This window comes from Verrucomicrobiia bacterium (assembly GCA_019694135.1).
Lineage (GTDB): Bacteria > Verrucomicrobiota > Verrucomicrobiia > JADLBR01 > JAIBCM01 > JAIBCM01.
This window is the reverse complement of the sequence record JAIBCM010000006.1, coordinates 1-20,901: the sequence shown is the minus strand read 5'-3', so window position 1 is coordinate 20,901 and position 20,901 is coordinate 1. Positions and strand designations below refer to the sequence as shown.

The following is a 20,901-nucleotide window of genomic DNA, read 5'->3' as shown; positions in this document are numbered from 1 at the left end:
TGTGAAACGATTTATTATTGTTTTCCTGGTCATTTTGGGGCTAGTGGGATTTTTGATTTGGGAAAAAAATAGATCACTAAATTTATTAACAGATGGATTATCCAATTCAAAGGAAACTGGACAATCTGCGAGCGTCGCACCGAAAGCAAAAGGAAAAGAGTTTGACGAAAGTAAAACAAGATTTGCTCTCAAACTTGTTTCTGAAATACCTTCATCGAAATTATCTCAGGAAAATAAAATTAATCGATTGCGATTAATGCCTCATCAAGGTTGTATTCTTGGTGAAAAGGGCAAGATCATTTGGAAAGCGCCGGAAGGAAAAAGCGTTTATGGAATGGATGCTAGTCCAAGTGAGAATAAAGTTTTGATTGATTGGGGTGATGCTCAATATGAAGTATTATCAGTCAACGATTCAAACTCTTTAAAATTGTTAAACTTGCCCTCTGTGTCTTCAATAGACGAACGAGAAACAGAAAAAGTGGCTTTCGTATGGTTTTGGTTGGACGATGATCATTTATTGGGAGAAACGGGAGTGTGGAAACCGCTTGCTGAGAGATATGTTACTGAAGAGACTTCGGCTTTAGCTGAAGAGGATAATGTTAAACAAACGTTGCTTTATCTTTTCGATACCAAGAATAAAAAATTAATAAAAATTGAAACAAAAAACTCTGGATTGCCTCCGGTTTTTGAAATTGAAGAGATTAGAAAAGACTTAATTAAAGTGAGGTATGATGATTTGCAGCAAGAAGAAAAAACATTTTGGACCTATTTAGTGATAAACACCAATGATTTAAATAGGTCATTAAATAAAAAGTAAAAATCCTTGAACGACCATAAGAGTGGTGAGATAGAAGAATAGAAATTCTTCTAATGGAAGTAGGCGAAAAAGTTTGAGGTTAAGCGTTTGTTTTTCATCAAAAAACCAGATGCCTTGATGAATAGCAACGAGGTCGAAACTCCATAGTAACGTTCCTAGGGATAGAGTAGTTGTGAGAACGAGCGGAAATTGTTGAATCCAAAAGCCGCCCAAGGTCCATTGAAAAAGAATGACTGGCAACATCCAAAAGAGAAGATGCCAAAGATAAGTGATCGAAAGAGGACGTGAATTTTTTTTGCTCAACAAGAAAAAGACAACCCAAACCAAAGCCAAGGCGCTAGCTAATCGAAAATTGGGCGCTGGCAGTGAAATAGTTTTGTTAAAAAAGTAAGAGCGAAAAATATCGGTTAATAAACAAGCTTGAATGGTTTGTGTAAGGAAAAAAAGGTATTCTTCAATGGGACAGTAAAAAATGCGGAAGAGGATTTTTTCTTTAGGAAAATTCCAAAGATTTCGTTTGACTGCCCAATTATCCCAGGGAGTCGTAAAGATTAGAACAATCAAACAAAGACCGGCGGTAACAAGGGAGTCATGCCAATTCCAATGAGGTTGTGCGAGCAGCGACAGGATAATAAGTAGCGGTAAGTTAAAATAGAGATGAAACCTTCGATAGGTCACAAATGTTTAACGAGAAATGTCGCGTTGGGTCAGGATTTTGAATCCGTTAGCTTTAAGGACTGAGGCGGCACATTCTTCATCTTCGACATGGAGTGCGAGACACGGTTTGCCATGAGGTTGGATCATGAGAGAATAGGTGAAATGGATGTTGCATTCGGCTTGAAGGAGGGCGGTTAAAACTTTTTTCATTTCTGTAGCGCCATTCATTTCAACGATGACGAGATTAGTTTCGATAAAGGCCAATTTTTCTTTTTCGAGAACTTGTCGAGTTTTGTCGGGGTCATCGGTGACAAAGCGGTCGATAGCGCAATCGGCGGTGTCGATAATTGAAATAGCTACGACATGAATGGCGGATTGATCCAAAAGCCGGACAATATCCAATAGTCGACCGACCTTATTTTCCATAAAAACGGAAAATTGGATAACTTTTTCGCCACGAATTTTTTCTTTTACGGGAGACGGCACATCTAAAGATTAGTCAGGATTAATAAAAAATCGAGCGATTATTTCTCTGGTTTTCTTGGACAAGGTTTCATAAAAGAAAAGGAAAGCTATGATAAGCATGACAGGATTTGGCAAGGCCAAGATGAAATATGGCTCGGCGTGGGTGAAGGTGGAAATCAGCTCTGTGAATCGAAAACAGTTGGAGACGATTGTGGGATTGCCAAGGGAATGGGCCATGTTGGAGCGGCAGGTAAGAGAGTGGGTTGCAGAATTTGCCAGGCGCGGACGGGTTCAAGTGACGGTGGAGTTGGAGGCGCCTTCTGAATGGGTAAACGGAAAAGTGGATGTAGCCGTGGCGCGTCATTATGAGCGAATTTTTCGGCAGCTGATTAAAGAGTTGAAGCTTAAGAATGAAATTACTTTACAGGAAGTTTTGGCGGCTCCGGGGGTGTTGAATAATCAGTTGCTTGGTAATGATGAAAAGGTCAAATGTCAATTCGAGTTTGTTGTTAAGAAAGCCTTGAAAGAATGGAGTCAAATGCGAAAAGTAGAGGGCGACCATTTAAAAAAAGATTTTTTGCATCGAACTCGTCGAATACGATCGCTTAAGAAAAAAATTCAAATTCAAGCGCCTTGGATTGCTAAAAAATATGGAGAACGATTAAAAGAACGGTTGCGACAGGCGAATGTTGCAGTGGCTTGGGAAGATGAAGTTTTTAGAAAAGAGCTATTATTTTTTGCTGAGCGTTGTGATATTTCAGAAGAACTTACGCGTTTGGAAAGTCATTTGCAACAATTCGAGGAGACGATTAAAAAAGAGGGTGAGGTGGGTAGAAAACTGGAATTTTTGCTGCAAGAAATTTTTCGGGAGGTAAATACGATGGGCGCAAAAGCTAATGATGTGAAAATTGCGCATGAAGTAATGGAGTTGAAAATGGAGATAGAAAAATTGCGCGAACAAGTGCAAAATGTGGAATGAATCATTTTAAGCGACGCGGCATTTTATTTGTGGTTTCGGCGCCTTCGGGCGCGGGAAAAAGCACGATTTGTGCTAATCTTAAGCAAACGCCAGATTTTCAATATTCGGTTTCTTGCACGACCCGGCCTGCGAGGTCGGGTGAAGAAAATGGTTTGGATTATTGGTTTTTAAGTCAGGAAGAGTTTGAACAACGTAAAAGTGATGGCGCTTTTTTGGAAACAGCGTGGGTGCATGGGCATCAATATGGAACTTTGAAGGTTAACACCGAAAAGGCAGTGCGTGAAGGAACGGATTTATTGTTGGATATTGATGTAACAGGCGCGCGCCAGATTCGTGAATCGCTTGAGCCTTGGATTCAAGAAGCGCTGGTGGACATTTTTATTATGCCACCGACTTTGGAAGAGTTAGAGCGACGTTTGCGAAAGCGCGGAACTGAAACGGAGGAACAAATTTCATATCGATTGAATGCGGCTAAAGAAGAAATTGGATTTTGGCAGGAGTATCACTACACTATTTTAAGTGAAACGATGGAGGAGGATTTGCAAAAGTTTCGATCTATTATTCGAGCGGAACGCTATAAAAGTAAGCGATTGATTTTGTGTTAGTCTTATGAAAAAAACCATTCTTTTGGGAGTCACGGGTTCGATTGCTGCGTATCGCGCAGCAGACATTGCTAGCGCTTTAACTAAGGAGGGACACGAAGTTCATGCGGTTTTAACACAAGAAGCAACGCATTTTGTGACACCGTTAGTTTTGCAAACTTTAACCCATCAACCTGTTACTGTGCGATTGTCGGAGGAATCAGCGGATCATCCCACGCATATCGCTTTGGCGGATCGAGCGGATTTGGTGGTCGTGGCGCCAGCGACTGCAAATTTCATTGCTCAAGCGTCTTTGGGTTTAGCTCCCGATGCATTAACTTCTATTTTGTTAGCAACGCGTGCGCCAATTTTGATGGCGCCCGCAATGAATGGAAAGATGTGGCTGCATTCCACGACACAGATGCATGTTGCAGATTTACAAAAACGTGATGTTGAATTTATCGGACCAGAAAAAGGAATGTTGGCGTGTGGATATGAAGGGATCGGAAGATTGTGGAATGTGGATGGAATTGTGGATGCGATTCGGAAAAAAATAAACGTGTTGAAAGAAAAATAAAAATTTTTTTAACAAAATTTTTTTGAGTTTTTAAAAATTATCGTTGACGTTTTTACCATTTCCAAACTATTCTACTATCAATGAGCAGACAAAATAGTCTCGCGACTAGCGCCATAGAGCGCCGAAGGGGGGTGTCTCGTAATGGCAACTAAGAAGAAAAAAGCGGCAGCTAAAAAACCCGCAAAGAAAAAGCCTGCCAAGAAAGCAGCAAAAAAAACAACTTCTAAGAAGAAAAAAAGATAAGTTTTTTTTATCGTAAAAAAGGAGAGCTAATATCGCTCTCCTTTTTTTATTGCTGGCATATGTTGATTGTTTTTTGGAGGGAGATTATTTGATTTGAAGTAAAATCATTCCTAGTCCAACGCAAAAAATGCCAAGCCATTGAGGGTTGGAGAGAGGAACACTGAAAAAGTAGTAAGAAGAGAGTTGTAGCAAACAAAATCCACCGCCCAGGCAGAGTGCATAAATTAGGTTGGGATTTTGATTTTTTAGTGCGAGTGGCAAAAAAATCGTGCAAAAAAATCCTATCATATTGCCTAATAAAAAAAGTTTTAAAGCGGCTCTTCCTGAGCTTTCTGAGACATATTTGAAGCAGATCATAGAACTTACTTGAGCGGCAATAAAGCCGGCTACATAAAAAAGAGTGCTAAAGGTCAGGGTATTCATTTTTAATGTTTTGTTTATGTGTTGAATTCATTAATCTACACGATGATGAGATGCACAACAAGTTTTCCCATTGGAAAAGAAAAAATGATGAAAAAGGTGGGTTTATTAATAATAAGTTTATGTTTCAGTCATTTAGGTTTAGCACAAAAATTGGTGTTAAAAGGGTCTGATACGTTGGGAGCTAAATTGGTGCCAATGTGGGCGGAAGCTTATCAGCGAGTGAATCATTCCATTAAATTTGAAATTGCAGCAGAAGGTTCGACAACGGGAATTGCAGCGATTATGAATAAAACCGCGGACATTGGAATGTCGAGTCGTCCCGTTCAAAGCACAGAAATTTCGGAAGCGCTAACGAAAAATGTTAACTTTGAATCTACTACTGTGGCTTATGACGCTATTGCCGTAGTGGTCAATGAAGCCAATCCTGTTTCTAATTTGAATCAAGCTGAAGTGGAATCTATTTTTACTGGAGACGTGGTGGATTGGGGAGAGGTGAATGATGAAGATGGCGTTATTTCTGTTTACACGCGCAATACGGCTTCGGGCACGTTTCAAGATTGGAAAAAAATGGCGATGCATAAACGCGATTACGCTTTGAGCAGTCAGAAAATGGCAGGCAATGAACAAATTGTGGCTGAAGTCGCAAAAAATAAAATGGGTATTGGCTATGTGGGATTGGCTTATGTGGAGGCGCTAGGGCTTAAAATTTTATCGATCGACGGAGTGTTGCCTAATGCAGAATCGGCGCGTGCTAAGACTTATCCTTATGCGCGACCTTTATTTTTTTATACTGATGGAAAACCTAAAGGCGAAATTAAGAAATTTATTGATTTTGTGTTAAGCGCTGAGGGGCAAAAAATCGTCAACGAAGTCGGATTTATTCCCATTCAATAATTTTCTAAAAAAGTTATTTTTGAGTCGCCAAGTTATTGAAAGAGCTTTAAATCAAACGGCGTGAACTCCACACCGCGTCAGCCTCTAACGACTAAGCGAGTTGCCACGCTAAAAACTATGTTGACGGCTTCGCGTCGATTTCGGGTTTGGGGATGGAGCGGTGACGATTTGATTCGTCTTTTTTTTCAGGGTAATGCCTTGGTTGCTATTTTGGTTTTAGGCTTAATTACTATTTTTTTATTTCGTGAAGGCATGGGATTTTTTCCTCAGTATCAAAAAGAGTTGCAGCTTTATCGAAAATCGGGCTTGGAGTTTGTCGAAGTTATGCGGCAACAAGTCGAAGCTCACAAAGCCTTATCGAGATTGTTGTTCCAAGTGGAAAAGGCTGAACGACAAAACGCGACTCCTACAGTGACTTCACAACAAAAAATTGCCTTCAAAAATTATTTGGCTCAGTTTCGGAAAATTATTGTTCCTTTAATTGATTTGGAAATGGAATGGGAAAAGGTCGCAGTCGATCTCAGAGATCGTTATCGAGTGGCGCAAGATAAAAAAGAGCGCAAAGAGGCTTTGTTGCAATCTGGGAAATTTCAGGAAGAGGAACAAATAAGGATTGAGACTTTTGATTTTCAAAAAAATGCTAATTTTTTAAAGGACACGCTGCCGCGTTATCATCAAATTAATCGAGTTATTTCTGATGAAATCAATCGACTCATCAATCAAGCGCCTCATTGGACATCGTCCAAAGCTAATGAGCAATGGGATGAATTTCGCGAATCGGTAACACGATACTTGAGTCAGATGCCTCATCGCGAAAAACAATTAGAGGAATGGAACGCTTTTGAGCCGGTTCCGTGGATTCGTGCGCTGGCGGGGTTCCTTTTGGGTAAGGAATGGATCACGCAAAGTTTTTGGAACGATTTTTATGGTATTTTGCCGTTGCTAACGGGATCTTTTTTGATCGCTTCGGTTGCTTTGGCTTTAGCCGTGCCTTTGGGAATCGGAGCTGCGATTTATGTTAGTCAAATCGCTTCTAAAACCGAACAAAAATGGATCAAACCTTGCATTGAATTTATCGCGACGATTCCTTCGGTTGTTCTTGGGTTTTTTGGAATTGTTGTTTTAGGGGAGGGTATTCGGTGGTTGACGCAACAAGAGTTTTTATCGTGGGTGCCGTTTTTCCCTGTTCACAATCGTTTGAATATTTTTACAGCGGGTTGTTTGTTGGGGTTTATGGCAGTGCCCACTATTTTTACCTTGGCAGAGGATGCTTTGAATAATGTGCCGCGCATTTTTAAGGAAGCTTCTTTTGCGTTGGGTGCTAACTCGCTCCAGACAATTCTAAAAATTATGGTGCCTGCTGCTTTATCGGGCATCATGGCGGCTGTTTTGTTAGGTTTTGGTCGAGTCATAGGAGAAACCATGGTTGTTTTGTTAGTGGCGGGTAATCGCATCGCGATTCCGGATTTTACTCAGGGTTTAGGTGTTTTTTTCCAACCAGCCCATACGATGACGGGTATCATTGCGCAAGAAATGGGTGAAGTAGTGCGGGGGAGTTTACATTATCGAGCCTTATTCATGGTGGGCATTTTACTATTTTTGATTTCTCTAACGGTCAATTATTTTGCGCAATCGTTGGTAAAACGGTTCAAGATTTCAATTGGATAAAAAATGAAAAATAAAAAACATAACCCTTTTAAGCATCGGCCTTCCTATGCCCATGGGTTGCAAAGTTTTTGTTTTAATTTTTTTCGGGCCATGACTTATTTCATCTTAATTTGTGCGGTGGTCATTTTTGCTAACATTTTTTTTAAAGGAGCTAAAACATTATTTCTCTCGCACTTTCCTTATGTGAATGTTGATTTTTTAACGCAATTTCCTGAAACCTTGCATGTGTTTCAAGATCCCATGACCCATGAAACTCGCGAGTTAGGCGAGGTAGCTTTTCGGCATTATGAAGCGCAATTAGCACAACAAGGAATCGCTTTATCTTCGGAAGTGCACGCCTACGCCGGAGGTGGAATTTTTCCTTGTATTGTGGGAACAGTTTTGCTGGTTTCGGGTTCGATGTTGATTGCTTTAGTTTTAGGAATTTTTAGCGCAATTTATTTAAGTGAATTTGGTAAACAGGGTCGCTTGATTCATTGGATACGTGTAGCGATTGGTAATCTGGCAGGAGTGCCTTCCATTATTTACGGTTTGTTTGGGTTTAGTTTATTTGTCATTTTTTTGAAATGGAATTTTTCGCTGCTTTCTGGTTGTTTTACGTTAGCTATTATGGTGTTGCCGATTATTATTACGGCGAGTGAAGAATCTTTGCGTGCGGTTCCGAGAGGTTTTCGAGAAGGCTCATTAGCTTTGGGAGCAACACGTTGGCAAACGATTCGGAAAAGTGTTTTACCTTATGCATTGTCCGGCATTTTGACTTCTTCCATTCTGGGAATTGCGCGCGTGGCGGGAGAAACCGCGCCGATCATGTTCACTGCAGCTTACTTGGTACGCAGTGAGTTGCCTTGGCAAGGGTTAAATAAAATGAGCGATTTCTTTTTTCAAGGGGTGCAAGCCTTGCCTTATCATATTTATGTTTTAAGCACGAAAGTGCCACAAAACGAATACACCGAACGCGTGCAGTATGGCACGGTGTTTGTCTTTTTGTTGGCCATTATGTTCATTGCGTTGACTTCGGTGGTGCTACGAATCAAAATGCGAAATCGTTTTCGATGGTAAATTATGGCAAAAGTAAATCAGTCCTTTTCAGAAAAAGAGTCCACGAAAAATTCGGCATCGGTGGCTTTGATTGATGTGCGCCAGGTCGATTTTTATTACGGTTCTAATCAGGTTTTGCATGAAGTTTCTTTAAGGATTCCAGAGAAAGAAGTGACGGCATTTATTGGACCTTCTGGTTGTGGAAAGTCCACGCTTTTGCGATGTTTTAATCGCATGAACGATTTGATTGATGAAGCACATTTAAAACGTGGTGAAATTTGTATTCATGAAGTTAATATTTATGATTCTTCAGTGGATGTGATTGAACTGCGAAAACGAGTGGGAATGGTTTTTCAAAAATCGAATCCTTTCCCAAAATCCATTTATGATAATGTGGCATATGGGCTGCGAATTGCAGGAGTGGGGAGTAAAAAAGTGCTTGATGAAGCAGTGGAAAAAAGTCTTCGTAGCGCGGCTTTGTGGAATGAGGTTAAAGATCGTTTAGATCAGAATGCATTAGGCCTTTCCGGCGGGCAGCAACAACGGCTCTGTATTGCGCGAGCAATTGCTGTACAACCCGAAGTCATACTTATGGATGAACCTTGTTCGGCGTTAGATCCCATTGCGACAGCTAAGGTAGAAGAATTGATTCATGAATTAAAACGAGATTATACGATTGTAATTGTTACGCATAATATGCAGCAAGCCAGTCGTTGTTCAGATCGGACAGCTTTTTTTTATCTGGGGCGGCTAATTGAATTTGATATTACGGGAAAAATTTTTACGAATCCTGTTCAAAAGCAAACAGAAGATTATATTACGGGTAGATTTGGTTAAATGATTAAGAAAAATGAAAAATTATGAAAAGTCCGCTTGATGCTGAAATTCACGAAATCAAAGAAAGCTTGCTAACCATGGCTCGCTTGACGGAGCAAAGCGTTATGATGAGTTTGCGCGCACTTACTGAAAGAAGTGATGAGTTGGTGGTGCATGTCGAAACTGAGGATGCGAAGGTGGATCAGCTTGAAGTTTCCATCGATGAAAGTGTGGTTTCTTGTATTGCCCGTTATAGTCCCGTGGCGCATGATTTGCGGTTTATGATTGCCACGTCGAAAATTGTGAGCGATTTGGAGCGTATCGGTGATCAATCGGTGAATATCGCGCGATTGGCTCGAAAATTGAACAAGGAATCGCAACTCGGTTCATTGGAAAAAATTCATTGCATGTCCAATGTTGCGTTAGAAATGTTGCGTGAAGCCATTCGTTGTTTTGTGGAAAATGATGTAGAAAAAGTGTCCAGTATCATCCGTCGCGATGATCAGGTCGACGAAATGAATCGCGAGCTTTATCAAAGTTCTATCGAAGCCATGGCGAAAGATCCCGATCATGTGGCGCGGGCATTAAATTTATTGTTAGTGGGACGAAATATTGAACGCATTGCGGATCACTGCAAAAATCTCGTCGAAAGCGTTTTCTTTTTAGAAAAAGCTGTGGATATTCGTCACTCCTATGCTTATTCGCCATCTGATAAAAAATCTTAATTCATCAAAAAAGTTTAGCTATGAGTCATAAACCAACAGTCAGCAGTTTTGTTGGCACTTTTTTAAAACCGGAGATGTGGCATGTTTATCATCAAGTCTCTGGGTTAAAAAAATTTCGTAGCGTGGTAATGACTCGAGAACGATCCAATCCGGAAACTTTTCCCCATGATGAAGTTTTTGTTTTACCCGAAGCGCGTTCGCAGTGGTGGAATCGCGCTTGGTTGAAATATGTGCTTCGAAAGCCGCAGGTGATTTATAAGGGAACGGGGCGAGTCGTGTTGCAGGCTTTAGATCAAGTTCATACCGATTTATTACACATTTATTTTGGACATGAGGCCACACGTTTAGCTCCGATTTTTGAACATTGTAAAAAACCCATGGTGGTTTCTTTTCATGGCGCAGATTTAGGGGCTTATGTCAGAAGACCGGGCGATATTGTTTGGTTGCCGGAAGTGTTTGATAAAGCGAAATTAATTCTTGCCCGTTGTGAAAGTTTTATACCGATTTTAAAAGAATTGGGATGTCCGCCAGAAAAACTTCGATTAAATCGAACAAGCGTGCCCTGGCAATTTTTTGCGCGTCAGGAAAGAAAATGGCCTGAAGATGGCGCGTGGGGTTTGGTCCAAGCTTGTCGATTGACTGCTAAAAAAGGAGTGCTTACGGCGCTAAGGGCTTTTGCTCAGTTTGTAAAAAAATATCCTAATGCTACTTTTACTATAGCTGGAGATGGTCCGCAACTCGGCGAGATTCAGCGAGAAGTTTGGCGCTTGGGTTTAACGCGCAAAGTTTTTTTTGTCGGATTTTTAGATCGCGAAGCCTTAAGAAGGCTATTTTATCAAAGCCATTTTTTCCTTCATCCGAGTGAGGCTAATAATTTAAATGATATTGAGGGCATTCCTAATTCTTTGCTAGAAGCCATGGCGACAGGATTGGTCTGTTTTTCGACACCTCATGCAGGCATTCCCGAGGCTGTAGAAAATGAAAAAGACGGTTATTTATTACCCGAAAAAAATGCTGATGCATTAGCAGAAAAGTTGCTGGCTCTTGCTCAAGATGAAACGACTTATCGCCGTGTTTCTCAAGCCGCAACGGAAAAAATTAAAACAATTTTTGCTCCAGAACTTCAAATTAATATTTTAGAAGAAATTTATCAGGAAGCGCTTAAAGGATAATTTGATAAAAATTAACGATAAATTTCTCGACGATGAGCGATGTCAGTTATGATAATTTTATCGTTTGTCACAACGTAAAGAATTCGATAATCACCGACTCTAATACGATAAGTCATTTCGGAGCCTTGAATTTTTTTGCAATCAGTAGGAAAAGGATTTTCCTTTAGCTTTCCAATTTTTTCAAAAAGACGTTCATAAAGCACTTTATCGCGTAATTTTCGAATAAAACGAGCGGCGCGCTTACTGAGTTCCAGAGAATTTGGCATCCATTTCCTTTTTTAAATCCTCAAAATTTGTAAAATCACCTTCAGCAAGCGCTTCTTGAGAAATCCTGAGATCTAAAAAATCTTCAAATTGTTCGGCTAAGTGATTGAGCAGTATTTTTTTTTCTTCAAAAGAAAGGGCATCAATGGCTTTTTTAATTTCAACAACGCTCATATTTCTACTGTATCTTTTTTTGTGGAAAATTCAAGTTTGGCGAAAAGAAGGTAGTGGTATAGTTTGGGTAATTAAGTAGCACGGACATCTTGCCCGTAACAGCCTGGAAGGCTGTGCTACGCCTATACAATCCCGCCGCGGCGGGATTGTTCGACAAATAGTTTACCCAAACTATACCACTACCGAAAAAAAAGATAAATGGCTGTGTGAATGGCTAGCTAAACCATCTTCGCCACCAAGATTGATAACCAAGAAAAAGATTTTTTAGCTGTTGCGTGGTGATGGTGAGGGCAAATTTTTCTTCAGTAAATTGTCGACTTTTTTTTCCAAATTGAGCGACTTGTTCGGGATTTTTTAATAAAGTTTCTAGTGCTGCGACAAGTTGAGGCACATTTTTTTCTTCAACTAATAAACCATTTTTTTCGTGCGTTACCATTTCTGGCACGCCGGCTAAGTGAGTAGAAATAATTGGTAAACCACACGCCATAGCTTCCACGATTACGGTGGGTAAATTATCTTTTCCTCCATCTTTTTCTGTGACGCAAGGTAAGACAAAAAGATAACTTTTTTGCAGTTTATCGATAATAAAATTTTGCGATTGAGGTCCTAATAATTGAACTTCATTTTGAAGATGATGCTTTTTAATTTGTTGTTGGAGGATTTGCTCTAGAGGGCCTTCTCCGATGACTTCACAACGAAATGTTAATCCTTTTTCTTTTAAAAAAGCACAGGCTTCGATGAGCGGTTCAAACCCCTTTTTTTCAATCAGCCGACCAATAGAAAGAAATAGCGGAGGGTTATTTTGCGGTTGAGTGACGGGAAAATGCTGAAGATCAATGCCATTATAAACGCGATGAATTTTTTTTCGGGCTTGAGGAAAGCGTTTTTGTAATTCGCTGACGCTAAAGTCGCTCACTGTGACGATGAACGTGGCGGTTTTAAAAAGATCGTCTAAAGTTACGGGATAATCGGAATGACAAAAAAAATCGTTGGCATGAGCTGTGAAGCTAAAAGGAATGCCGTAAAGTTTTTTGATCCAATAAGCGGTTCGGGCCGCTGTTCCCGCAAAATGCGCGTGAATGTGGGAAATGCGATTTTGTTTTAGTATTTGGCCGATATGACCGGCTTCATAGATGCGTTGTTTGTCTCCCCGTTCTCCCCAATTTCTTAAAATCTTTTTTCTTTTTTTGTTTAAATTTTCTTTTTGAAAGAATTGATTTTTAATTTCATGAGTCTCGGGAAGATAATGGACGGAAGCAATCGACTCGTGCACGAGTTCATCGTTCGGGTTTTGTAAGGAAAAGATCATGGGATGAACGCCATGATGTTGAAGTCCCTGGATTTCTCTTAAGCAAAAAGTGCGTGTGAAAGAGGGGAATCGATCAAAAAGATAGGCAAGTTTCATAAATCATACTGATTTTTGAAAGCGAAAACGTTGTTGCCAGAGCCAGATTAGGGTACCGGTCAGCGTCCAAAACATAAGAGGGGCGAGGGGCACGAAGTAGCGATTGAGAGGTCGTCCCACAGTGGCAAGAAGGATAATATTAAAAAACCAAACGCCTGCAACGGTTAACCAAAAAAGGCGCATGGGTGTTCGATCGAAAAAAAACAAAAGCGGCAACAACAACGTGGTAAGGAATGCAGGCGGAAAAATTTCAAAAAGCCAAGACATTTTAATGAAACGGTAATAGCCAGAAAAATTGTTAGCTTCCACTTTATTGTGCAAGGTTTGCATGACGGTGTTGTAATGCATCATAGGATCTGGACGTGAAATTTGTTCCATATCATCAATCAGATCACGAAGATCGTTCGTTTTTAATAATCGACTTTGGTAGCCACAACGAAAATGCAGTTTATAAAGATCGTTCAAGACTTGTTTGGTAAAGAGTCCGGGATTTTTACGAATCGCTTCAAAAGCGAGATTGCGACAGATGCGATCGACTTCTGAAAAACCTTTTCCTTGGGTTTTGAGATGCTCCTCGATCACGGGCACGATAAGTTTTTTAATGACCACGTTATTATCCGGCTTTTTAAATTTGCGATAAGTTTCCACCGGTTCATGAATCAAAGTTTTAATTTCAGGGTAAAGACCCCCTTCGAGATAAGTCCATTGCGCAACACGTCCGTAGAATTGAACTCCGGCATAAGAAGAACGCTCGGTTTTATCGGGAGCTGAGGAATGTTGAAGGTAAACTGCGAGGTAGGGCAATAGAAATGAGCCGATAAAGGCGAATGTGGACAATACGAGAGTGCGTTTATTTTTAAAATGCAAATAAAATAACACGGTGATGACTAAAAAAGGAAAGGGTAAAAAAATATTTTTTGTAAGTGTGAGTAAGCCGGCGCTTAATCCGCTTATTAAAAGCCAGCGTGAAGGATGAGTAGAATGAAGCGCCATAGCCCAAGCTCCTAATGCTCCAGTAGCAAAAATAAGTAATAATGTTTCGTTGCGAATGAGATGCTCTAAATAAAGTGGCAACTCGTAGAGTCCGTAAGCTGCGCCGCAAAGAAGAATGATCCATCGTGTGTCGCTTGGATAAAGTCGGCAAAATAAGGCAACAGCTAAAATAATCGCGATGGCGCCTAAGATATGTTGCGCAATCATGATGGCGGAAAGGTTGGGAGCTATTTTTAGAATTAATCCGATAAAAAGAGAGTAAATAGGGCCGCGACGAATATCGGTTTCCCAAACACCAGTGTGAATCCATTGAAAAGCCGTGTCGACATACGAGCTCGAATCCTTAGACCAAATATAAACTGGAAAAAAATGAATCAAATAATAACGCACGGCTAGGGCGCATCCTAAGAATAGAATCCAAAGAGCTATCTCTACGCGTTTGGCAAGAAGCGTTTTCATGCTGATCTCTTTTTGAAAAGAATCTTCACAAATGCCCAGCTAATTTTTTGGATAAAGGAGTGATTAAAGAGGAATTGTGGAAACTTTTTCTAAGACATAATAATTGCTTGGGCGATTATTCTTTTCGCGACGGAACACTTCAAGTTGGTGAGATTTTTCTACGACAAAAAGGATGTCGCCCCCATTTGCATACCAAGATGATACGGCAGTGATGGCATCGGAAGGAATATCAAAGCTCTGAAATTCCTGAGGCGCTAATTGTCGATAGCGCGCCGTGGCTCGAGAAATGATTTGGTAGCTCTCGCCATTCACATTGAGAAAAACTTGTCCATTCGGAGCGTAACGAGTGGGTTTACGTAAATCCCAAGCGATGGATGAATCGGAGCCGTGACGACCTCCTCCATTGGAAGCGCAACCACATAATAGAAGAAGTGAGAGTAAAAGACGAGATTTCATATGAAAAATATGAATTTATTTTTTAGAAAAACAATTCTGATTATTGAAAATTTATTTCCATGACGCAATTTGAAATTCGACTGGGCCAATTAGGTAGTGGGGTTTCGAAAACAACGCGGTTGTTATGGAGTGGATGATTAAAACTTATTTTCCAAGCATGGAGGCAGAGCGGAGGATCGTTAATGGTCAAAGTTTGAATTTCGCCTAATTTTTGGTTGGGAAGGTAAGTGGGATCGCCACAAATGGGAAAACCCATGTGCCACAGATGTAGACGAATCTGATTCGTTCGACCGGTGATGGGCTTAACTTCGATGAGTGTGGTTTTGTTTGGAAAGCGCTGCAGAACCTTGAATTCAGTGCGAGCGGGCAGACCATGTGATTCATCAATTATTCTGGCGCCAAGCTGAGTCGGTTCGAAGCTAATAGGCGCCTCGCAAATGAAAAATTCTTTAGCAGGTTGGCCTTGAACACGCGCGAGATAAGTTTTTTCCACTTTGCCACGTTCGAATTGAGGCTGCAATAATTTGGCAAAATGTCGTGTGCGCGTGCAAACGATAAGCCCAGTTGTGTTGGCGTCGAGGCGATGAGCGGGTTGCGGTTTTTGTGGCGCGTAAGCTTGATGCAAAATGTATTGCAACGTGTTGCGGTTGAAGCGACCGCTAGGATGAACGGGTAAAGGCGCAGGTTTATTAATTACCAGAATCGCTTCGTCTTCATGAAGAATTTCGATGTTGGGATTGATGTCAGGTTCTGTATTTTCAGGGAAAATTTGGATATATTTTTCGCCTGTTTTTACTACGTGATTAGAGGTGACGAGATAGCCGTTTTCATTTTGAAAAAGATTTTTTGTAAAACGTTGCGACCATTCTTCTCGCGAAATGTGCGAGAAAATATCGCAATAGCAGTCGAGAAGTGTTTTTCCATCATGAGCCGATGAAATCATGAGTGGACGATGATTTTCGTAAGGTTGGCTGCCAGGGAGAGGTGTAGTTGCGTGACGAATGGCTTCATGACGTTTTGCAAGCACTTTGGTTTTTTGTTCCTGAGTTGCAGCAAAACAATAAGGACACGATTTGCCAGGAATAAAACGTTCATCTTTTTGATCGTTAGGATTAAGCGGTGCTTGGCAAACGTAGCATTGTATCGATTCAGTTTCGCGCAGCGCGGGGTCTACGCCCACGCGTTGATCGAAGACAAAACATTCGCCTTCATAATGTTCACCGCCACATTCTTCAAAATATTTTAAGATGCCGCCGTCGAGTTGATAAATATTGGAAAAGCCTTCGCGTTCCATGAAAGCGCCTGCTTTTTCACAACGGATCCCACCTGTGCAAAACATGACAATAGGCTTTTGTTCTTTATCATTTTTTAAATCGGTGAGCGATTTTTGAACCGCTTGAGGAAAATTTCTGAAATGATCAAGGTCAAGAGAACGCGCGCCTTTGAATGTGCCCAATTTTACTTCATAATCGTTGCGGGTGTCGAGGAGGGTGATCGGTTTTCCTTCATCGAGCCATTGTTTCAGTGTCTGAGCAGAAAGTTTTGGGGAAGTATGTTGTGCTGGATTGATGCTTTGGACTCCAAAGGCGATGATTTCTTTTTTAAGGCGAACGAGCATACGTGTGAAAGGTTGATGATCACTCTCACTATATTTTGGCGTTAATTTTTCTAAGCCGGGAATGGCGCGCAAAAGAGTTAGGAGTTGTTCAATCGGCATTTTTTCGCCAGCGACAAAAAGGTTAATGCCTTCTGGACTAAGTAAAATGGTGCCTTTCAGTTTCCACGCTTTGCATTGCGCCAATAAACGTTCGCGCAACGGTTTCAAATCCGCCAGCGTCGCGAATTGATAAGCAGCAATATTGGTAATTACGGGCATCTTATTAACTATTCCTTAACAAGCGAAACTGACAAGTCCGAATCTCCGTTTTTTGACAGTGTTTAGTTTCAGCTTACTTTGTAAATAAATAATTAAAACTAAACATAACATTAAAAGGAAATAGGAAAAACTATGAAAGATATTATTGCTATTTGTTTTATTATTGTTGTGATCAGTTTATCTTTTACTGGATGTGCACATAGGGAAAAAGCTGTAGATAAAGGAGGTGCGACTTATGAGGATTCCTTTGAAAACGTCGCGCCTGCGGAAAAATCAGTGCGTGCAATAGATAGTGTTGAAAGTAACTAATAATTATCAAACTAATTAAAGAAAACAGGTAAAATAAAAATTATGAAAAAAATACTTTTATATCTTTTTTCGGCTTTAGTCTTAGGAAATCTTACTTTTTCAGGATGCGCTCATAAAAAAGGGCCTATGGAAAAAGCGGGGGCATCGATTGACGACGCTTTCGATGAAGATGGACCCATGGAAAAGGTGGGTGAGTCAATCGATAAAGCGGGGGATAAGGATTAACCTGCTGATATTTTATGGTTGCAGTTCTGGCTTGAATGAAATGATGGAATTTTGGAGTATAATTCCATGAAATGGGGTTTTATTTATACTCTGGATAATCCTTCTGAAAAACAACGTATCGACACCATTGGCGAAATGGTTTGTGTGGGAGTTACTGATGTTTCTCATGGACCAGCGATAGCAAGGAAGCTAGTCGATGAGGGGGTGGAAATTATTGAGTTGTGCGGAGGATTTGGAGGAGCAGGTTTAGGAGCGGTTGTGGCTGCGGTGGAGGGGCGCGTTCCGGTGGGCGCGGTGTTTTATGGTGTAGAAGCGAGCGCTGGGTTGCAAAGGCTTTTTGGAAAATCGCCCGATCAAATTAAGGATAAATATTAGTTTTTATTTTTTCTGATTTTGCGACTGTATTGGTCGTGTGGGCCGATCCAAAACCAAGCAAAGGTATCACCCTGTTTTACAGCTAAAGCGCGATAATCTTCGTTAATACGAACTGACCAGTAATCCAAGCTGCCAAGCTTTTTAAAATATAAGGAAGGATGCTGTGAATTTTCTTTTAATAGTGAGAATGCTTTGTTTGCAAGCTTCTGAATTTCCTCTGAAAGTTCGTAATAATGTTTCCAGAATTTTTGAGAGGCTTTGTGATTCACAAATCGGTGCAACGTCCCTTTTTGAGATCGTCCAAAGCTTCAGCGGCAAGAGCGTCTAACCGTCCTGATTCTGCATCTTCCTTCATTTCTTTATCCCACAGCTTATTATCATATTCCTTTAACCAATGACGAAATTCATTGTATTGCGTAGGCGATAAACGTGTAACAGCAGATTCGAGTTCTTGGATTGTGCTCATAAACCAAAATAGCATTTGTGATGGTTGAATTCAAGATTGGATTAAGATAAAATTATTTAATAATGGCTATGGTAAACGATTTAGAAAAGAGGTCATTTGCACTCCTTTACGATATGCATGTAGAGCTTAATAATGCGATTAACTCTTTAGGCAAAAAAGAAAGCAATGGCTTGAAAGATGCCTTTTACTTTTTTAATGCTTCCTATCTTAATAAGATAACAGAAGGATATATTTCTTTAAGAGAAAGCCGAAAGTTTGAGGCTTCGCAACAACTTATTCGACTATGTCTTGAAATGATGTTCAAACTACGGGCAGTCTTAAACAAACCTGAATTACTTTTTAGAATTGCTTATACTGAACGATTAGAAGACAGCAAGTTATTGCGTCCTATAGCAATTAGAAAAGGTGACGATTACGATGCGAATGAGAAAAAAGAATGGGATCAATTCAAGTCAAATTATAAGGAACTATTTCCTGAGCATAATTTAGAAGAGAAAGAGTTAAAAATATGGGAAATGGCAAAGATTGCAGGAATTTTACCATATTATGAAACTTATTATCGTTTCTATTGTCAAACCACTCATGCGGTATTTCGGGCAGCTACTGGTGATCTTAAGTGTTTTGAGAAGGAAGATAATGGAGTCATGGCTTCTTGTGTGCTTAGCGCTTTACAGGTTCTTATTTCTTTAGGATTAGTATTGGATTTGGAACCTTTAATTGATTGTTTATCAAAACTTGATGAGAACACTTAATTACTTTCTTTAAAAACATGTCCCAAAACAAACCTCGCTGCCAATGGTGTTTGAAAGAGCCGATTTATGTGAAATATCATGATGAGGAGTGGGGGAGGGCGGTGCATGAGGATAAGAAGTTGTTTGAGTTTTTGGTGTTGGAAAGTTTTCAGGCGGGATTGAGTTGGTTAACGGTGTTGAAGAAGCGGGAAAATTTTCGCAAGGCGTTTGCGAATTTTGATGTGAAGAAGGTGGCGAAGTTTAATGCAAATAAAGTGAAAACTTTGATGCAGGATGCGGGAATTATTCGGAATCGACTCAAAATTGAAGCGGCCATTAACAATGCGAAACGTTTTATGAAAATTCAAAAGGAGTTTGGATCGTTCGATAAATATGTATGGGGTTTTGTTGGTGGTAAAACGATTGTTAATAAACCGAAAATGCTAAAGAATATTCCGTCCACTTCCCCAATTTCGGATGCTATGAGCAAAGATATGGGTTTGCGCGGTTTTAAGTTTCGAGGTTCTACGATTTGTTATGCGTTTATGCAGGCGGTGGGGATGGTGGATGATCACACGATGGATTGTTGGCGTAAGTCAGTAAAACGATAAAGAAAGAAAATTTAATGAATGCAACCCATGTAAATTTTTGTTTTTTTGATGTAAGCTTTTGAGGTAATGGGCTGATAATATTTTAAACTTTTTTGGGCATCGGCTCGATCTTTGTAGATGCCAGCAAGTATGATGTAGTGACTCTGGGCAAGCCCGGGATAAGCCTCGGATTTTTCGATGGAGAGATATTCTTGGTGGGTTTCGTAATCGAGATTGTCTCGGCGTAAAAGGTAATCACCAGCGTAACTTTCATCGGGATCATTGTCGGGTAAAATGAGCCCTCTTTTTTCATCGTAAATATGGTTTCTTAGAGAAAAAGGTGTGTGAGAAATTTTGCTCATATTTTTTGCCTGGCGATTGGCTTCATGAAAATCGCGATAATTGCCTAAGATAACAAGGTAATAAGCTTCCAGGTAAGAAGCTTCATTTGGAATAATATCTTTGCTTGTTTCTTGAGCGCGAGATAAAGCAAAGGCCAGCATAAAAAAGCTTAAGAGAATAGATTTCATGTTCTTTTAATTTAATGTTGGAGATTATTGGAAGCAAGGAGCTCATTGTAATTTTTTTGTAAAAACGATCGACATAGTGATGACAAATTTCATTCACGGAGGTATTAATATGCGCTATAATTTTTATAGCCGAATGGGCAAACTTTTTTCTTTAAGATATTCTTTAACTTGTTTGATAGTGAATTGGCCGAAATGAAAAAGGCTTGCCGCTAAAACGGCGTCGGCTTTGCCTTCAGAGAGCACATCGTAAAAATGTTCTAGCTTGCCCGCACCACCGCTTGCAATGATGGGCACCTGAACCGCTTCGGAGACAGCGCGAGTTAAAGCAATATCATAACCTTCTTTAGTGCCGTCGGCGTCCATACTGGTTAATAAAATTTCGCCTGCTCCGAGATTAACTCCTTTTTGTGCCCAAGCAACGGCGTCTAAACCTGTGGCGTTTCTACCGCCATGAGTATAAACCTGCCAACTTTTGTTGTTGGGATTTTTTTTTGCATCCATCGCTAAGACGATGCATTGGCTGCCGAAACGCTCAGCAGCTTGTTGGATAAAATGCGGATTTTGAATGGCGGTGGTGTTAATGCTCACTTTATCCGCTCCGGCTTGGAGTAAAGCGTGAATATCGTCCAAAGTTCGAATGCCACCGCCAACCGTTAGCGGCATAAAAACTTTTTCGGCGGTTCGTTCCACAACATGTAGGATAGTTTTGCGTTGTTCGTGCGAAGCGGTAATGTCGAGAAAAACGAGTTCATCAGCGCCTTGATCGTTATATTTTTTGGCAGTTTCGACAGGATCGCCCGCATCGCGCAATTCCAGAAATTTAATTCCTTTTACGACACGTCCTTGGTTAACATCCAGACAAGGAATGATTCGTTTGGTTAACATACAGCAATTAAGAATTAAGAATTATAAATTAAGAAGTAAAATTTCATAATTCTTAATTTAGTTCGCGCCCAGATGGATTCGAACCATCGACCCGCTGCTTAGAAGGCA

General features: G+C 40.4%; 28 protein-coding genes. 15 read left to right on the top strand and 13 right to left on the bottom strand.

Features of this window, described 5'->3' with window-relative positions:
* The first annotated feature begins 1 nt into the window (after window position 1).
* Window positions 2-817, top strand: a complete 816-nt coding sequence (locus K1X66_08815; protein ID MBX7158470.1) for a hypothetical protein — start codon at window positions 2-4, stop codon at window positions 815-817.
* Here K1X66_08815 and K1X66_08810 read toward each other — a convergent pair.
* Window positions 803-1,495, bottom strand: coding sequence for a lycopene cyclase domain-containing protein (locus tag K1X66_08810; protein ID MBX7158469.1), 693 nt, complete (start codon window positions 1,493-1,495; stop codon window positions 803-805). The two genes, K1X66_08815 and K1X66_08810, sit on opposite strands and share 15 nt — an antisense overlap.
* 6 nt (window positions 1,496-1,501) lie before the next feature.
* On the bottom strand, window positions 1,502-1,900 hold the full coding sequence (locus K1X66_08805; protein ID MBX7158468.1) for an acetolactate synthase: 399 nt from the start codon (window positions 1,898-1,900) through the stop codon (window positions 1,502-1,504).
* A gap of 148 nt (window positions 1,901-2,048) precedes the next feature.
* Between K1X66_08805 and K1X66_08800 the strand changes: the two genes are divergently transcribed.
* From K1X66_08800 to K1X66_08790, 3 genes are read left to right on the top strand one after another with little or no spacing between them, the layout of a single operon-like run.
* Window positions 2,049-2,918, top strand: coding sequence for a YicC family protein (locus K1X66_08800; protein MBX7158467.1), 870 nt, complete (start codon window positions 2,049-2,051; stop codon window positions 2,916-2,918).
* A complete protein-coding gene (gene gmk, locus K1X66_08795; GenBank protein ID MBX7158466.1) occupies window positions 2,915-3,523 on the top strand; it encodes a guanylate kinase in 609 nt (202 codons plus the stop codon). The genes K1X66_08800 and gmk overlap by 4 nt, the downstream gene beginning before the upstream one ends.
* 4 nt (window positions 3,524-3,527) lie before the next feature.
* Window positions 3,528-4,076 carry a phosphopantothenoylcysteine decarboxylase gene (locus tag K1X66_08790; protein ID MBX7158465.1) on the top strand — a complete coding sequence of 183 codons (549 nt, stop codon included), beginning with the start codon at window positions 3,528-3,530 and terminating at the stop codon, window positions 4,074-4,076.
* Window positions 4,077-4,403: 327 nt separating this feature from the next.
* On the opposite strand, the gene K1X66_08785 is transcribed toward K1X66_08790, so the two are convergent.
* The gene (locus tag K1X66_08785) at window positions 4,404-4,742 is read right to left on the bottom strand and encodes a hypothetical protein (GenBank protein ID MBX7158464.1); all 339 of its coding nucleotides are present in this window, start codon (window positions 4,740-4,742) and stop codon (window positions 4,404-4,406) included.
* An 84-nt stretch (window positions 4,743-4,826) separates the two neighbouring features.
* Between K1X66_08785 and K1X66_08780 the strand changes: the two genes are divergently transcribed.
* The 6 genes from K1X66_08780 (at window position 4,827) to K1X66_08755 (ending at window position 11,055) form a co-directional block, all read left to right on the top strand.
* The gene (locus tag K1X66_08780; GenBank protein ID MBX7158463.1) at window positions 4,827-5,636 is read left to right on the top strand and encodes a phosphate ABC transporter substrate-binding protein; all 810 of its coding nucleotides are present in this window, start codon (window positions 4,827-4,829) and stop codon (window positions 5,634-5,636) included.
* A 117-nt stretch (window positions 5,637-5,753) separates the two neighbouring features.
* Window positions 5,754-7,304, top strand: a complete 1,551-nt coding sequence (pstC, locus tag K1X66_08775; protein MBX7158462.1) for a phosphate ABC transporter permease subunit PstC — start codon at window positions 5,754-5,756, stop codon at window positions 7,302-7,304.
* A gap of 3 nt (window positions 7,305-7,307) precedes the next feature.
* Complete coding sequence (gene pstA / locus K1X66_08770; GenBank protein MBX7158461.1) at window positions 7,308-8,363, top strand: phosphate ABC transporter permease PstA; 1,056 nt, start codon at window positions 7,308-7,310, stop codon at window positions 8,361-8,363.
* Between the two features lie 3 nt (window positions 8,364-8,366).
* Window positions 8,367-9,179: a phosphate ABC transporter ATP-binding protein PstB gene (pstB, locus tag K1X66_08765; GenBank protein ID MBX7158460.1), complete on the top strand. Its 813-nt coding sequence runs from the start codon at window positions 8,367-8,369 to the stop codon at window positions 9,177-9,179.
* Window positions 9,180-9,202: 23 nt separating this feature from the next.
* A complete protein-coding gene (gene phoU / locus K1X66_08760) occupies window positions 9,203-9,883 on the top strand; it encodes a phosphate signaling complex protein PhoU (GenBank protein MBX7158459.1) in 681 nt (226 codons plus the stop codon).
* Between the two features lie 20 nt (window positions 9,884-9,903).
* Window positions 9,904-11,055, top strand: a complete 1,152-nt coding sequence (locus K1X66_08755) for a glycosyltransferase (protein ID MBX7158458.1) — start codon at window positions 9,904-9,906, stop codon at window positions 11,053-11,055.
* 11 nt (window positions 11,056-11,066) lie between these two features.
* On the opposite strand, the gene K1X66_08750 is transcribed toward K1X66_08755, so the two are convergent.
* From K1X66_08750 to K1X66_08725, 6 genes are all read right to left on the bottom strand, one after another.
* Window positions 11,067-11,321 carry a type II toxin-antitoxin system RelE/ParE family toxin gene (locus K1X66_08750; GenBank protein MBX7158457.1) on the bottom strand — a complete coding sequence of 85 codons (255 nt, stop codon included), beginning with the start codon at window positions 11,319-11,321 and terminating at the stop codon, window positions 11,067-11,069.
* Window positions 11,296-11,493 (bottom strand): hypothetical protein, encoded by a 198-nt coding sequence (locus K1X66_08745; protein MBX7158456.1) that lies wholly within the window; start codon window positions 11,491-11,493, stop codon window positions 11,296-11,298. Before K1X66_08745 ends, K1X66_08750 begins: the two co-directional genes overlap by 26 nt.
* A gap of 214 nt (window positions 11,494-11,707) precedes the next feature.
* Entirely contained in the window at window positions 11,708-12,898 is a 1,191-nt protein-coding gene (locus tag K1X66_08740; GenBank protein ID MBX7158455.1) for a glycosyltransferase family 4 protein, read from the bottom strand.
* A gap of 3 nt (window positions 12,899-12,901) precedes the next feature.
* A complete protein-coding gene (locus K1X66_08735; protein ID MBX7158454.1) occupies window positions 12,902-14,350 on the bottom strand; it encodes a glycosyltransferase family 39 protein in 1,449 nt (482 codons plus the stop codon).
* Window positions 14,351-14,413: 63 nt separating this feature from the next.
* A complete protein-coding gene (locus K1X66_08730; GenBank protein ID MBX7158453.1) occupies window positions 14,414-14,806 on the bottom strand; it encodes a hypothetical protein in 393 nt (130 codons plus the stop codon).
* A 40-nt stretch (window positions 14,807-14,846) separates the two neighbouring features.
* On the bottom strand, window positions 14,847-16,682 hold the full coding sequence (locus tag K1X66_08725; protein MBX7158452.1) for a sulfurtransferase: 1,836 nt from the start codon (window positions 16,680-16,682) through the stop codon (window positions 14,847-14,849).
* Between the two features lie 132 nt (window positions 16,683-16,814).
* On the opposite strand from K1X66_08725, the gene K1X66_08720 reads away from it, so the two are divergent.
* The 3 genes from K1X66_08720 to K1X66_08710 all read left to right on the top strand — a co-directional run bounded on the left by K1X66_08720 (window position 16,815) and on the right by K1X66_08710 (window position 17,591).
* Window positions 16,815-16,991 (top strand): hypothetical protein, encoded by a 177-nt coding sequence (locus K1X66_08720; protein ID MBX7158451.1) that lies wholly within the window; start codon window positions 16,815-16,817, stop codon window positions 16,989-16,991.
* Between the two features lie 42 nt (window positions 16,992-17,033).
* The gene (locus K1X66_08715; GenBank protein MBX7158450.1) at window positions 17,034-17,216 is read left to right on the top strand and encodes a hypothetical protein; all 183 of its coding nucleotides are present in this window, start codon (window positions 17,034-17,036) and stop codon (window positions 17,214-17,216) included.
* Between the two features lie 66 nt (window positions 17,217-17,282).
* Window positions 17,283-17,591 (top strand): hypothetical protein, encoded by a 309-nt coding sequence (locus tag K1X66_08710; GenBank protein MBX7158449.1) that lies wholly within the window; start codon window positions 17,283-17,285, stop codon window positions 17,589-17,591.
* Here K1X66_08710 and K1X66_08705 read toward each other — a convergent pair.
* Together K1X66_08705 and K1X66_08700 are read right to left on the bottom strand one after the other, a co-directional pair.
* Entirely contained in the window at window positions 17,588-17,860 is a 273-nt protein-coding gene (locus K1X66_08705) for a hypothetical protein (GenBank protein MBX7158448.1), read from the bottom strand. The two genes, K1X66_08710 and K1X66_08705, sit on opposite strands and share 4 nt — an antisense overlap.
* Entirely contained in the window at window positions 17,857-18,057 is a 201-nt protein-coding gene (locus tag K1X66_08700) for a hypothetical protein (GenBank protein ID MBX7158447.1), read from the bottom strand. The genes K1X66_08705 and K1X66_08700 overlap by 4 nt, the downstream gene beginning before the upstream one ends.
* 62 nt (window positions 18,058-18,119) lie before the next feature.
* Between K1X66_08700 and K1X66_08695 the strand changes: the two genes are divergently transcribed.
* A complete protein-coding gene (locus K1X66_08695; GenBank protein MBX7158446.1) occupies window positions 18,120-18,809 on the top strand; it encodes a hypothetical protein in 690 nt (229 codons plus the stop codon).
* 17 nt (window positions 18,810-18,826) lie between these two features.
* Complete coding sequence (locus K1X66_08690) at window positions 18,827-19,399, top strand: DNA-3-methyladenine glycosylase I (protein ID MBX7158445.1); 573 nt, start codon at window positions 18,827-18,829, stop codon at window positions 19,397-19,399.
* Window positions 19,400-19,410: 11 nt separating this feature from the next.
* Here the strand turns inward: K1X66_08690 and K1X66_08685 are convergent, their stop codons facing one another.
* A complete protein-coding gene (locus tag K1X66_08685; protein ID MBX7158444.1) occupies window positions 19,411-19,908 on the bottom strand; it encodes a hypothetical protein in 498 nt (165 codons plus the stop codon).
* Window positions 19,909-20,031: 123 nt separating this feature from the next.
* Window positions 20,032-20,793: an imidazole glycerol phosphate synthase subunit HisF gene (gene hisF, locus K1X66_08680; protein ID MBX7158443.1), complete on the bottom strand. Its 762-nt coding sequence runs from the start codon at window positions 20,791-20,793 to the stop codon at window positions 20,032-20,034.
* Window positions 20,794-20,901 lie beyond the last annotated feature (108 nt).